Origin of the sequence: Mammaliicoccus lentus, assembly GCF_002902755.1 — a bacterium.
In the GTDB taxonomy this organism is placed as follows: domain Bacteria; phylum Bacillota; class Bacilli; order Staphylococcales; family Staphylococcaceae; genus Mammaliicoccus; species Mammaliicoccus lentus.
Genome location: NZ_PPRS01000003.1, coordinates 146,125 through 159,360 on the forward strand (window position 1 = coordinate 146,125; position 13,236 = coordinate 159,360).

General features: G+C 31.7%; 14 protein-coding genes and 1 pseudogene. 3 read left to right on the forward strand and 12 right to left on the reverse strand.

The features are described from left to right. Positions 1 to 76: 76 nt before the first annotated feature. Both CD135_RS01285 and CD135_RS01290 read right to left on the reverse strand, forming a co-directional pair. Entirely contained in the window at positions 77 to 385 is a 309-nt protein-coding gene (locus CD135_RS01285; RefSeq protein WP_103268638.1) for a hypothetical protein, read from the reverse strand. Next, a complete protein-coding gene (locus CD135_RS01290; RefSeq protein WP_064204687.1) occupies positions 357 to 713 on the reverse strand; it encodes a PadR family transcriptional regulator in 357 nt (118 codons plus the stop codon). Before CD135_RS01290 ends, CD135_RS01285 begins: the two co-directional genes overlap by 29 nt. Positions 714 to 897: 184 nt before the next feature. Here CD135_RS01290 and CD135_RS01295 point away from each other — a divergent pair, with 184 nt between their 5' ends. Together CD135_RS01295 and CD135_RS01300 are read left to right on the forward strand one after the other, a co-directional pair. After that, entirely contained in the window at positions 898 to 1,539 is a 642-nt protein-coding gene (locus tag CD135_RS01295; RefSeq protein ID WP_017001200.1) for a hypothetical protein, read from the forward strand. Positions 1,540 to 1,590: 51 nt separating this feature from the next. Next, positions 1,591 to 1,839, forward strand: a complete 249-nt coding sequence (locus CD135_RS01300) for a GlsB/YeaQ/YmgE family stress response membrane protein (protein ID WP_026023751.1) — start codon at positions 1,591 to 1,593, stop codon at positions 1,837 to 1,839. A 96-nt stretch (positions 1,840 to 1,935) separates the two neighbouring features. On the opposite strand, the gene CD135_RS01305 is transcribed toward CD135_RS01300, so the two are convergent. From CD135_RS01305 to CD135_RS01345, 9 genes and pseudogenes are all read right to left on the reverse strand, one after another. Beyond that, on the reverse strand, positions 1,936 to 2,658 hold the full coding sequence (locus tag CD135_RS01305) for a YwiC-like family protein (RefSeq protein WP_064210855.1): 723 nt from the start codon (positions 2,656 to 2,658) through the stop codon (positions 1,936 to 1,938). Between the two features lie 83 nt (positions 2,659 to 2,741). Then, on the reverse strand, positions 2,742 to 3,566 hold the full coding sequence (locus tag CD135_RS01310) for an aldo/keto reductase (protein WP_103268639.1): 825 nt from the start codon (positions 3,564 to 3,566) through the stop codon (positions 2,742 to 2,744). A gap of 13 nt (positions 3,567 to 3,579) precedes the next feature. Next, positions 3,580 to 4,302, reverse strand: coding sequence for a pseudouridine synthase (locus CD135_RS01315; RefSeq protein ID WP_064204683.1), 723 nt, complete (start codon positions 4,300 to 4,302; stop codon positions 3,580 to 3,582). A gap of 121 nt (positions 4,303 to 4,423) precedes the next feature. Continuing rightward, positions 4,424 to 4,738, reverse strand: a complete 315-nt coding sequence (locus tag CD135_RS01320; protein WP_017000968.1) for a DUF3817 domain-containing protein — start codon at positions 4,736 to 4,738, stop codon at positions 4,424 to 4,426. Positions 4,739 to 4,741: 3 nt separating this feature from the next. Next, positions 4,742 to 6,088 (reverse strand): annotated as a pseudogene (locus CD135_RS01325) (hemolysin family protein). 237 nt (positions 6,089 to 6,325) lie between these two features. Further along, positions 6,326 to 7,111, reverse strand: a complete 786-nt coding sequence (locus tag CD135_RS01330) for an alpha/beta fold hydrolase (RefSeq protein WP_017000971.1) — start codon at positions 7,109 to 7,111, stop codon at positions 6,326 to 6,328. Between the two features lie 143 nt (positions 7,112 to 7,254). Next, positions 7,255 to 9,195, reverse strand: coding sequence for a PTS fructose transporter subunit IIABC (locus tag CD135_RS01335; protein WP_017000972.1), 1,941 nt, complete (start codon positions 9,193 to 9,195; stop codon positions 7,255 to 7,257). 18 nt (positions 9,196 to 9,213) lie between these two features. Further along, positions 9,214 to 10,125 (reverse strand): 1-phosphofructokinase, encoded by a 912-nt coding sequence (pfkB, locus tag CD135_RS01340; protein WP_103268640.1) that lies wholly within the window; start codon positions 10,123 to 10,125, stop codon positions 9,214 to 9,216. After that, positions 10,122 to 10,883 (reverse strand): DeoR/GlpR family DNA-binding transcription regulator, encoded by a 762-nt coding sequence (locus tag CD135_RS01345; RefSeq protein WP_103268641.1) that lies wholly within the window; start codon positions 10,881 to 10,883, stop codon positions 10,122 to 10,124. Before CD135_RS01345 ends, pfkB begins: the two co-directional genes overlap by 4 nt. A 174-nt stretch (positions 10,884 to 11,057) precedes the next feature. On the opposite strand from CD135_RS01345, the gene CD135_RS01350 reads away from it, so the two are divergent. Further along, on the forward strand, positions 11,058 to 12,257 hold the full coding sequence (locus CD135_RS01350; protein WP_103268642.1) for a M20 metallopeptidase family protein: 1,200 nt from the start codon (positions 11,058 to 11,060) through the stop codon (positions 12,255 to 12,257). 67 nt (positions 12,258 to 12,324) lie between these two features. Here the strand turns inward: CD135_RS01350 and CD135_RS01355 are convergent, their stop codons facing one another. Next, positions 12,325 to 13,233 (reverse strand): aldo/keto reductase, encoded by a 909-nt coding sequence (locus CD135_RS01355; RefSeq protein ID WP_017000976.1) that lies wholly within the window; start codon positions 13,231 to 13,233, stop codon positions 12,325 to 12,327. Positions 13,234 to 13,236: the final 3 nt, after the last annotated feature.

Consider the following 13,236-nt stretch of genomic DNA (forward strand, 5'->3'; position numbering starts at 1 on the left):
TTAGCGATAATAGTGATGTTTTATAATCTGCAAAAATACCCGCTATTCCTGAGGTTATGAAGTATATACTATAGAATTAAACCATTCCCATCACAACCATATTCATAATCGCTTTGTTAGATTCATTAGGTAATTCCTCTAAAATTTCATCTGCATGACCTTTCACGTCATGACCAAAGAATTCAATAGCTGATCTACCGTTAGATGTCGCTTCTAGTAAGTGATCTAATACATCATTTAATATTACTTCTGTCTCATGTTCACTTACTCTTAAATCTGTTCGCACATATAATAAAAAATCTTCATAAACTTCTAAATCTTCTTCATTTAATTGTTCACGCTTTTTATTGTTCAAATCAATCAGTTGTTTTGTTGTTTGCGTCATAATCTACACTCCTCGTTAATAGTTCATCGATTGGCCCTTTAATTTTATTCCATTCTCCTGTAACAATTTCTAGTTCTTCTTTACCTTTTTCTGTAATGAAATAATATTTTCTCTTTGGTCCTTGCTCGCTCGGTTTAACTTCACTATAAATAAATTCCTTATTTAATAACCTTAAAAGAATGGGATAAATCGTTCCTTCAGAGACTTCTGCGAATTGAAAATCATTCAATTTCTTAGATAATTCATAACCATACACAGGTTGTGATTGGATGATTGATAATATACATGCGTCTAATAGACCTTTTCTCATTTGTGTTCGAATTGACATGTTTATAACCTCTAATCTTTTATAGCTATTTTGTATTACAAAGTAGCGTAAATTTATCTTATTATAATTTTCATATTTTTGTCAAATCGTAATTGAATTTTAATTGTCATACTATATTTCGTGATTAAATGAATAGAAATTGATATAATTCGAAGATGAGACTATTTTAAGGCAGGAGACAGACATGGCAATCCTAGTTATGATTAATATCATTCTCTGTATCGTCTTAATGTCATATAACTTTGTAGTAATGAATAAGAAACAGCACATCGATCATTATGCTATTTCTATAACAATTGCTTTGAATGGATTAGTATCTTTTATAATCATTAAAGAAATCAATTTCATCACGATTGCTGTAACAGCTATGTTACTTATATGGGCATTTTTACATACATGGATTCAGATTAGATACGTACCAAATTATATTCAAAATCAATTTTTCGTTCTTTATATAATAATTATTATTTTTAGTATGTCTTTAAATATTGTATTTTTAGACAGTGACGAATCAATTTATCAATCACTACCTTACTTTGGCGTGAGTTTATTTATCTTCGGTCAAATAATTGCTTATCTTTCGTTATTCACCGAACCAACTGAATTAAATGGAAGACGTCTTGCGAAGACTTACCAAAAAGGTATATATAAATACTTTATTCATCCAAGATTAGTAGGTGAAATCGTTACAATCGTTTCATATATATGTATGATAGTTCTAACGCCTCATTGGTTTTTACTCGTTCCTGTATTTCTTATTTATATTTTCTTTATTTTATGGCAAAAACTATTCAAAACAACGAACTATGTTTCAGCTGAAAATTAATGGGTAAATATAGAAAGTAAACAAGAAACATATAAGGAGGCACATACTATGTTGAGTTTTATAGTTATGTTAATCGTAGGCGGTTTAATCGGTTGGCTAGCCGGAGCAATTTTAGGTAAAGATATCCCAGGTGGTATCATTGGTAACATCATAGCTGGTCTAATTGGTTCAGCTATCGGTGGTAAAATTTTAGGAGAAATAGGCCCAGTATGGGGCGGCGTAGCAATTATTCCAGCTCTTATTGGCTCTATCTTATTAATCTTAGTATTATCATTTATCTTAAAAGCGGTTAGAAAATAATTGAAATTCTGAAATAAAGAAAAAAGTAAAAAACCACTGTGCTATTAGATTTGTCTAATGGCACAGTGATTTTTTATTTTATGCTCACAATATATCTTAATGTAAATATATAGATCCCATGATCAGTACAAACACTGAATTAGCTATTTCAATCATCCCCACTTGCATAATTTTAATTTTGCGTCCGTAAAGAACAATAGCTCTTACTAAACTTGGTATATACATAACCATGATAATTGGATGTATTAATAATCCAATTAATACAATAAACGCATGATAAAGCCATGAGCTCCATTTATACTTTTGAGATTTTTTCTCTCTAATCATCGTCTTAACATATAAAATGGTACCAAAGAAATATAGAAAACTAATAATAAACACAGTAAACCATTTGTTTACATCTAATAATGATTGATTTAACAACGTACTAATTATACCAAATAGACAAAATATTATTACAGCTATTAAATCATTTGTAAATGCTCTTTCGTTTTTCTTTTTAGCAAAATAAGCATTAACTAGTGACAATGGTATCATAAGTAAAAATATGTAAAAAGTTTCAGGTCGTAAAATCACGATAGGAATAAACGAAATAAGTACAACAATAAAGAAAATGCCCGCAGTATACAAATACCCTTTCTGCTTTTTCCTCTTTTTTAAATAGAAAAATACTTGATCACTCATAAAATAAACTGCTAAAACACCTAAATATAGTAGTAAATGTAAAAACGAGAATCCTCCAACAGCAATACCAAAAGCAATTGGAAGTACAATCATTGACCACACACCGTGTTGATTAGGTTTTTTAAATTTAAACATAAAAACACCTCCACATATTCATTCTACTAAAAGATATATATAAAATACATCTTATTTCAAACAAATTTGTGAAGGTTAATTTATTACATATCGCCTATTTTTACTTCGTCTGGATCTCTAAATTGTCTTTCATTAATATTCAAATCGTCTATTTTTTGAATGTCTTGAGCATTTAATTCAAAATCAAAGACATCAAAATTCTCTTTTATTCTATTATTATTTTGGGATTTTGGTATAACAAGTCTACCTTGTTGTAAATGCCATTTAATAATAACTTGAGCAACGGTTTTATCGTACTGTTGGGCAATACTTTTCAGCGTTTCATTGTTTAACCATTCTCCACCTCTCATAAGTGGACTCCAAGCCATAACTTTTATACCTTTACTTTCGCAATAAGCTTGCAATGCATCTTGATTGAATAAAGGATGAAACTCAATTTGATTAACAGCTGGCACTATTTCTGTTTCTGCTAATAAAGCATCTAAATGATGTTCTTTAAAATTACATACACCAATAGCTTTAATTTTGCCATCTTTATATAGTTGTTCTAATGCTTTATAAGTTTCTATAAATAATTCATCTTCTGGACATGGCCAATGAATTAAATACATATCTAAATATGTTAAATCTAAACTTTCCATTGATTGTTCAAATGCTTTTATTGTTCTATCATATCCTTGAAAATCATTCCACAGCTTTGTTGTAATAAATAATTCTTCACGTGGTACATTTAAATTTTTCAATGCTTTTCCTAACGCTTTTTCATTCTTATAGAACCAAGCTGTATCTATTGCACGGTATCCTGCATCTACTGCCGTTTGAACTACCCTTTCAACATCTTGATCTTCTATTTTGTAAATGCCTAATCCTAATTCTGGAATCTCTACATTGTTATTTAACTTGACCATTTTAAAATCCCCTTTATTTAGATTTCATACGCTCTCTTTTCGGCTCATATGAAAGTGTTTGAGTAAGTGTATTAAATTCCTCAGCTGTTAAATCTCGCCACTCTCCATATTTGATACCATCTAACTTAATGTTCATTATACGTATACGTTTTAACTTCTTAACGTTATAGCCTAATGTTTCACACATTCTTCTAATTTGACGATTTAAACCTTGCGTTAAAATAATTTTAAAAGTTTTATCATTGAGTTGTTCTAATTTCGCCGGCAATGTCTTTTGATTTAATATAACAACACCATTAGACATATTTTTAATAAATTCTTTCGTGATAGGTTTATCAACTGTCACGACATATTCTTTTTCATGATGGTTTTCACTACGCAATATTTCATTTACAATATCGCCATCACTGGTAAGTAACAATAAGCCTTCTGAATCTTTATCTAATCTACCGATATGAAATATTCTTTCTGGGTGGTTCACATAATCTACTACATTGCCTTTAATATGCTTTTCTGTAGTTGAAGTAATGCCTCTCGGTTTATTCAAAGCAATATATACATAACCTTTATCAATCGTTATAACTTTATTATCAACTTTTACGACATCAGAATCTTCCACTTGTGAGCCTAAAGTTGCTAACTCATCATTTATCTTTACACGTTTATCATCTATCCATTTATCTGCTCCACGACGTGAACAGACACCAGCTTCACTTAAAAATTTATTAATTCTCATACCTATGGTTCCTCTCTTAATCCATCTTATATTATTATTCTACACGAAGAAAAAGATTAAAGAAAATAGAATACAAAAAAGAGTCTGGAACAGTTAATTATGTCCCAGACTCTTTTAAAAATTATTTTATTATATTATCGTAAGTCTTACTGTTAATAAAGAAGCGATCAAATATAAAAGTACCAAAAGGAATAAATGCTGAAATTAAAGCTACTATTGGCCATTTTATATGAATGCGCACTATGGTCGTCATTATTAAAATCATAATGAGATATAAAGAAAATAAAACGCCATGTAACATACCTATAACAGAGACTACAGTTGGAATATCTAACATATATTTAATTGGCATCGCTATTAATATTAATAATAACAACGAACCGCCTTCTAAATAGCCTGTAAATCTAAAAAGTGATGTTAAAGTTGTTTTATTCACGTCTTAATCCTCGTCTTCTTCATCTTCGTCAAAGAGATTTTTTCTTTCTTTTATAAATTCTTTATGGAGTGCTACAGTTCTAATTTGATGATTTTCTACATCTATGACAACCCATTTGTCATATTCTGTATCGACATAGTCATCTTTCTCTATTTCAGGATTGTGAGCTTGTAGCCAACCACCAATTGTATCTATATCATCTGAATCTTCAAAATCAATTCCAAATTTGTCTTCTAATTCAGAAAGTGTGACACGCCCATTTATTTGGTAAGTATCTTCACCAGTTTTGATAATATCATTTATTTCATCGTCATCGAATTCATCTCTAATTTCTCCGACAATCTCTTCTAGTATATCTTCCATTGTAATAATACCAGCAGTACCACCATATTCATCTATAACTAATGCCATATGAACATGATCTTTTTGCATTTTCACTAATGCATCACTGATTCTTGTAACTTCATGAATCAGTGGTAAATTATGAATGTAGGCATTAATTTTAATTTTGTTGCCTGAAGCATACTCTGTTAAAAATTCTTTTACATTGATAAAGCCTTTTATGTGGTCTTTATCGCCGTCTTCAGAAATTGGATAACGTGTATAATGATGTTCATTAATAATTTCGAGCAGTTCTTCAATATTAAATGGTTCAGTTAATGTAACCATTTGTGTTCTAGGTACCATGATATCTTTTGCTAATCTTTCGTCGAATGAGAAAATGTTTTACATATAAGCTAATTCTGTATGGTTAATTTCACCACTTTGATAGCTTTGAGTCATGATAAGCTTTAATTCTTCTTCAGACATTGCTTGTTCTTCATTTGTAGGTTGAATACCAATAGTACGTACAAGTATTCTAGCTGTTCCGTTCATAGACCAAATTAATGGTTTCATAACGATACCGAAATAATAAAGCGGTCTAGCAAAAAATAATGATAGTTTTTCCGCTTGTTGAATAGCAACAGTCTTAGGTGCAAGTTCACCAACTACTACGTGAATAAATGTAACAATTAGAAAACTGATAACGATAGAAAATGTAGTAGTAAGTGCATCTGGTAAATTAAAGAAGTCTAATGCAGGATGTATAAGAACTTCAAATGTTGGTTCACCAATCCAACCTAATCCTAGTGAAGTCACAGTAATACCAAGCTGACAAGCAGATAAATAGTAATCCAATTCTTTTACCATTTTATATACAATTTTAGCAGACTTACTTCCTTCAGATATAAGTTGTTCTATTCTCGTCATACGTATTTTAACAAGCGCGAATTCAGAACCTACGAATACCATTGTAAATGCAATTAATATAAAGAATACAATAAAGTTTATTATGGTCGAAATTTCCAATTAGTTCCCTATTTCTAGGGATTCACCTCCAAATATTTTGCGGTGACGCTTGGGCCACCTTTTTAGTTCTATTTTTAAAGAAAACATGCTTGAATTTAAGTGTAAAACTAAATCCTCCCCATTTTGCGTCACCTCTCCCGACTATAGCATATTGAGTTAAGTCTAACACATTTTACTACTAATTAAAATGAATAAGAAGAAATGTATGCATATATTATTTTACGCATACATTTTCCATTAAAAAGATAGTTCGTTGTGTTTCATTATAAACTGTGAACTAATTTTATTAAATTCTTCTGGCTTATCTATATTGCATACATGCCCTGCTTGTTCGATAACTTCTAAATAAAAGTTCTCATAGTCTTTTACTAACCGTTCTACAGGTGGCATAAACAAATAATCTTCATCTCCCATAATAAATAAAGTCGGGATATTCTTTGTAGCCACTTGCAAATGCGCTAAGTATGGATTCACTAATTTGGTTAGCTTAACCCATTTTATAAATTGTTTTTGTGAAACTTTTTTAGCTTCGTTTATAAACCTCAATCGAGACTCTTCATGTTCTTTTCTAGGCATAATGATATAAGCAAATAATTTATAAAGTAACATATAAGGAACAAAGTTCATAATAGTCCTACCAATAGCTAATAAGAATTTAGTTCTTAAATTAACATTAATAATTGCGCCACCTAAAACTAACGTTGTAATTCTTTCAGGATACGAATCTGCCATTGTTTGCCCAACAATTGTTCCTAAACTCATCCCAATAATATGCGTCTTTTTAATTTTTAAGTGATCGAGTACGTCTATGACTTCTTTAGCTAAATGTTCGAATGAATCATTTTTCTTCCATTCTTTATTTGCAGATTTGCCGTGACCTCTTAAATCAACAAGTAAAACATTAAAGTGCTTTCTATAATATCTCATTTGTTTAAACCAAATAGAAGAGCTACCTCCAGCCCCGTGTAACAAGGTAACCCATTCTGCTTCTTCAGATTTTATAATCGTCTTATAATATAACATGTTTTACATCTTTCCTCTTAATTTCCATATTGTGAAATCTTACAATATTTTTATTCATCATATAAAATTTTATCAATGATTTCAATAAAAAACCGACAACGTAATTTTACAATGTCGGTTTTTTTATATAAATTTTTAATTTTTTATTCTATTTCTTCAGCTATATCAATTTGATCTTGTGTTAATTTAGGTTTAAGCAATCCGTATATAATAGCACTTACTAAAGCACCTATTATTACTGCTAATAAAGTTTGTAATACATGGCCAAAGTCTGTAGCTAATATTACAAATATACCACCATGTGGTGCTTGAATGCTAGAACCTAAACCTAAAGCTATCGCACCACCAATTCCTGAACCTACCATCATTGATGGAATGACACGTAGTGGATCCGCTGCTGCAAACGGGATGGCACCTTCTGTTATAAAGGAAAGTCCCATAACATAGTTTGGTAAAATAGAACCTTTTTGAGTTTTTGTAAATTTATTTTTGAACAGTAACATTGCTGTAGCAATTGCGATTGGAGGTATCATACCACCGACCATTGCTGCTGTAATAGCTGCTGCGTTACCTTCTGTTAATGCTGCTGTAGCAAATACATATGCAGCTTTATTGAATGGACCACCCATGTCAATTGCCATCATAGCACCGATTACTAAACCTAGTAATACAATATTCGAACCTGATAAATCATTTAATCCATTTAATAATAAATTATTTAACCACGCTGTAGGTGGGTTAATCACATAAACCATTAGTAAACCAGTAATGGAAACTGAGAGAATTGGATATATTAATGTCGGTTTCAAACCTTCAAACATTTGAGGTAAGTTTCTAGAAACATATTTAATACCTTCAGTTAAATAACCCGCTAAGAAACCTGCTATAATACCACCTAGGAATCCTGAACCACCTGCCACTGCTAACATACCACCGACAAGACCAGACGCGAAACCTGGTTTATCTGCAATACTACGTGCAATGAAACCAGCTAAGATTGGTACAATTAGTTTAAAGGCACTTTCACTACCAATCTGCCATAAGTTTGCTGCAAATTCATTATATTGTGAACTTTTAGCATCAAATGAGTTTTCTCCAAATAAGAACACGATTGCCATTAAGATACCACCAGATATAACAAGTGGTAACATATTTGAAACACCGTTCATTAAATGTTTATAAATTGTTTTAGATACACTTTGTTTTTCATTCGAAGTTGATGAGCTTTGTTTGCCACCTTTAGCTACAAATGGTTTACGACTAGTATCTTGAGCCATATTGATTAATTCTTCTGGTCTTTTTATACCATCTGCTACAGGTACTTGCACAACATTTTTACCATCGAAACGATCAGTTTCAACATGTACGTCTGCAGCGACAATGATTCCTGTTGCTTTTTCAATGTCTTCATCAGTTAGATGGTTTTTAATTCCGCCTGAACCATTTGTTTCTACTTTAATTGGTACACCCATTTTTTTAGCCTGATTTTTCAATGAGTCAGCTGCCATATAAGTATGCGCGATACCTGTTGGACAAGCTGTAACTGCTAAAATTAATCCTTCTTCTTCAACGTTTTCAGATTGAATCGGAGTTGCTTCTGATTCCTCGTTAGACTCATCATCTGTCGCTTCATCATCATGCTTGTTAATAATGTTTAAAATTTCTTCTTCACTATTAGCTTGTAACAGTTCTTCTCGTACTGCTTCATCCATTAAAATACCCGAAAGTTTAGCTAACGCATCCAAGTGAGTTTGAGCTCCGCCAGCTGGTGCAGCAATCATAAAGAATAAATGCGCTGGTTGCATATCTAACGATTGATAATCAACGCCTTCAATCGATTTACCAAATGCAATTGCTGCTGATTGAACAGCATCTGTTTTAGCATGTGGTATAGCAATACCTTCACCAATTCCAGTTGTGCTTTGTGACTCTCTTGTATGAATTGCTTCTTTAAATGTTTTTTCATCACTTAATTTACCAGCTTTATCTAATTGAGATACAAGTTCATCTATTACTTGATCTTTAGTCGTTGCTGATAAATCCATTGCTATTGTTTCCTTAGTTAAGAGTTCTGTAATCCTCATAATATTAACCTCCCTATTTTACAAATGCTTAATCGTTACTTTAGATAGAATTCTTTCTATATCTTCATGTTCAGCTAAATCTGCATTGAAAGCTGTAGCTGTTCCACAACTTACAGCTAATTTGAATGCTTCTTCAATATCCTTACCAGTTGTTAATCCAGCAACCATACCTGCCACTGTACTGTCACCCGAACCTACAGTGTTAACTACTTCTCCGTTAGGCACAATTGCCTTAAGTTGAATGTTCGAATCCACATAGATTGCACCTTCACCACCTAGTGAAACGATGACCGATTGAGCGCCTTCTTCTATTAACTGTTTAGCACAATCAATTACTTCTTGATCTGTATTAATTTCTTTATCAAAAATTTCTTCTAATTCTGTTTTATTTGGCTTCACAAATTTCGGTTCAAAAGAAAGTATAGATTTCATTAAATCTTTCTCTGCATCAACAATTAGCGTAGCACCGGTTTCTTTTAATATTTCTGCAACTTCTTTATATACCGGTTTCTTTAATGTACTTGGTACACTTCCAGCGATTATGACTGTATCAGACGAAGTTGTTTGTTTCATTTTATTTAAAAATGATTCGTAATGTTGTGGTTCGATATTTGGACCTGGACCATTAATTTCAGTCTCAGAACCAGTTTTTAACTTCACGTTAATTCTTGTATCTTCTTCTACTTCAATAAAATCAGTTAAAATATTGGACTGTTCTAATTTATCTTTAATAAATTCTCCAGGAAATCCTCCAACAAAACCTGTTGCTGTATTTTCAACTTTTAAAGTATTCAACACTCTTGAAACGTTAATACCTTTTCCTCCAGGAAACTTATTTGTTTCATGTGCTCTATTTAATCCACCTACTTCAAATTGATTTGTAAACATAACATAGTCTATAGACGGATTAAATGTTACTGTATAAATCATTTTAAACCTCCACTAATTTCATACTTTTCTTTATAAAGTGTAATATTCTCTATTTCATTAATTGCTTTTTCAGAAGTTAATATTTCAAAACCTTTATCAATTTCCACTTCTGCAAATGATACTTCATTAAACTTAGAATGATCTAATAGCACATAAATGTGTGAAGCAAGATGAATTGCTGTTTCTTTCATTTTTGATTCATCTGGATCAGGTGTAGTTAAGCCATACTTTAAATCTATACTATTCATGCCCATAAAAGCTTTATCGAATCGATATTTCTGTAAAGATTTAACGGCATTTACACCTATATTCGCTAATGTTGTAGATTTAATTTCTCCGCCTGTCATATAAACTTTTATACCTTTTTCTAATAATGGTTTTACATGCGTTAAACCGTTAGTTACGACAACTATATCTTGCTGATTAATATAAGGTATCATTTCTAAAGTTGTTGTCCCTACATCTAAATAAATCGTATCGCCCTCTGAAATTTGTCTAGCTGCAACTTTCGCTATTTCTCTCTTTTCATTTTGATAACGCGTTTCTTTATCTGACATATCTCTTTCTTCATGTCGTTTCGTTATTTGCGTCGCGCCACCATGTACTCTTTTTAAAAAGCCATTTTGTTCAAGTAGCGATAAATCTCTTCTAATAGTTGAAGTACTTGATTGCGTTAATTGAATTAAATCTTGTAAAGATACTGTTTCCCGTTGTTTAATCGTCTCAATTATGAGTTGATGCCTTTCTTCAGTTAACATCACATCACCCCTGTTCATTGATATGATAAAACGTTTTCATTAAAAAGTCAATCACATTCAACCAAAAACATTCAAAAACAATCATAAAATTTTTTTGGTATTTATAAGTGCAAATATTTCATGCAAAAAAAAGATTATTGTTATACTTTTTTAGTATATTTAAGGAGGCAAAATATGAATGATTTAAAAGAAAAATTATTTAAATTGATTGAAGAAAGAGAAAACGAAATGATAGAGATTAGAAGACATCTACATCAATATCCTGAATTATCATTTGAAGAAGAAAATACAGCAGAGTATATCAAATCATTTTATCAAGATAAAAATGTTAAAATATCACAACCTGTTAAAGATGAACATGGAATTATTGTAGAAATTAACGGTGGAAAAGAAGGTCGCACAATCGGATTAAGAGCTGATTTTGATGCATTACCAATTACAGAAGAAGCAGATGTACCATTTAAGTCTACAAATGAAGGTGTAATGCATGCATGTGGTCATGATGTGCATACTGCTTATCTAATGGGGCTAGCTGATGCACTAATAGAATTAAAAGAAGAATTACCAGGAACAATTAAAATCATTCACCAGCACGCTGAAGAAAAACCTCCAGGTGGCGCTAAAGCTATCGTTGAATCTGGAGCCTTAGATGATATTGATGAGATTTATGGTATTCATATCGTTCCTGTAGCTAACCCTGACTTTATTGGCTATCATAAAGGAAAAGCTTTTTCAGGTAGCTCAACATTTAAATTAACTATTAATGGACTTGGTGGACATGCTGCAAGCCCACACAAAACACACGATGCTTTAGTAGCTGGCACAAACTTTGTAAATACAATCCAAACAGTTGTATCAAGAAGAATTGATCCTCTTGAAATGGGCGTTATTACAATTGGTGCCTTTGAAGCTCCAGGTGGATATAACGTGATTCAAGATAGTGTCACGATTAAAGGAACAGCAAGATATTTAAATCCTGATTATGAAGAAAAAATGTACGAAGAGATCAAGAAAATATCAGATAGTATCGCTTTAGGTTTCGATGTTGAATGTAATTTAGACTATCATTATGGCTATCCAGTACTCTATAACCATGAAGAACAAACGGATAAAATGGTAGATATTCTTGAGAAAAGTAAAGGCGATTATTTCAATCACTTGATAGAAATACCACAAGCATCAGGGTCAGAAGACTTTGCTTATTATTTACAAAAGATTCCTGGTACTTTCTATATTGTTGGTAGTAAACCTGAAAATACAGATACACCTTATATGAATCATCATCCTAAATTCGAAGTGAATGAAGATTGCATGGCTGTTGCAAGTAAATCATTAGGAGAAATCGTGCTAAATCGACTTGATTTAGAATCATAAAGACATCTATGTGACATAGAAAAAAGCACTAAACCGTTGAATTTCATTAACGATTTAGTGCTTTTTTCTATAATATATCTTCTCCACGCGACGCTACATATATATCAAACCATTCTTGGTCTGTTAACGATGTTTTAGTTGCTTTAACCGCTTCGTCTACTCTTTCAATTTTACTTGAACCAACAATAGGCATAACTTTTGATGGTAAACGTAATAACCAACTGTATATAATCGTGCTTATACTAACGTTGTATTTAGCAGCTATTGGCTGAATTGTATCTAATATACGTTTTGCTTTTGGATCATCTTCATTAAAAATCGCTCCACCAGCCAATGGACTCCAAGCCATAACTTTTACGTCATGTTGTAACATTCTATTCAGTGTACAATCTTCAATATTTTCTAATTCATATGGCGATACTTCAACTTGGTTAACCGAAATATGTGACATTTCTTTTTTGAGGCTTTCATTCAATAGTTCATATTGGTTACATTTAAAATTCGAAACACCAAAAGCTTTTATTTTCCCTTGTTCTACAAGGTGCATGACAGCTTTAGTCACTTCATCAGGATCCATCAGTGGAGATGGTCTATGAATAAGCAACGTATCGATATAATCCGTTCTTAAATTCGTCAACGAACGATCAACAGATTGAATGATATGTTCATAACTTTGGTCATAGCGATGCCCATTAAATTCAGGGTTACTTTGATTAGGTAGAATTATTCCGCATTTTGTTACAATTTCTAATTTTTCTCTTAAGTTCGGCGTAAGCGCTAATGCATCACCGAATAAACTTTCACATGTGTAATTGCCATATATATCTGCATGATCCATTGTTGTAATACCGCGATCAACTATATCGTGCATATAATCATTTAATTGTTGGTTACTATAACCCCATTCATTTAATCTCCAAAATCCATGAATGATTCTAGAATAACTGACGTGTTTATTTATTCGAATACGCTCCATCCC

Excerpts from the sequence above, each read along its gene's own strand:
- CD135_RS01290 (WP_064204687.1), bottom strand. The coding sequence starts at position 713 with ATGTCAATTCGAACACAAATGAGAAAAGGTCTATTAGACGCATGTATA.
- CD135_RS01350 (WP_103268642.1), top strand. The coding sequence starts at position 11,058 with ATGAATGATTTAAAAGAAAAATTATTTAAATTGATTGAAGAAAGAGAA.
- CD135_RS01285 (WP_103268638.1), bottom strand. The coding sequence starts at position 385 with ATGACGCAAACAACAAAACAACTGATTGATTTGAACAATAAAAAGCGT.
- CD135_RS01335 (WP_017000972.1), bottom strand. The coding sequence starts at position 9,195 with ATGAGGATTACAGAACTCTTAACTAAGGAAACAATAGCAATGGATTTA.
- CD135_RS01310 (WP_103268639.1), bottom strand. The coding sequence starts at position 3,566 with ATGGTCAAGTTAAATAACAATGTAGAGATTCCAGAATTAGGATTAGGC.
- CD135_RS01355 (WP_017000976.1), bottom strand. The coding sequence starts at position 13,233 with ATGGAGCGTATTCGAATAAATAAACACGTCAGTTATTCTAGAATCATT.
- CD135_RS01345 (WP_103268641.1), bottom strand. The coding sequence starts at position 10,883 with ATGTTAACTGAAGAAAGGCATCAACTCATAATTGAGACGATTAAACAA.
- CD135_RS01330 (WP_017000971.1), bottom strand. The coding sequence starts at position 7,111 with ATGTTATATTATAAGACGATTATAAAATCTGAAGAAGCAGAATGGGTT.
- pfkB (WP_103268640.1), bottom strand. The coding sequence starts at position 10,125 with ATGATTTATACAGTAACATTTAATCCGTCTATAGACTATGTTATGTTT.
- CD135_RS01295 (WP_017001200.1), top strand. The coding sequence starts at position 898 with ATGGCAATCCTAGTTATGATTAATATCATTCTCTGTATCGTCTTAATG.
- CD135_RS01305 (WP_064210855.1), bottom strand. The coding sequence starts at position 2,658 with ATGTTTAAATTTAAAAAACCTAATCAACACGGTGTGTGGTCAATGATT.
- CD135_RS01315 (WP_064204683.1), bottom strand. The coding sequence starts at position 4,302 with ATGAGAATTAATAAATTTTTAAGTGAAGCTGGTGTCTGTTCACGTCGT.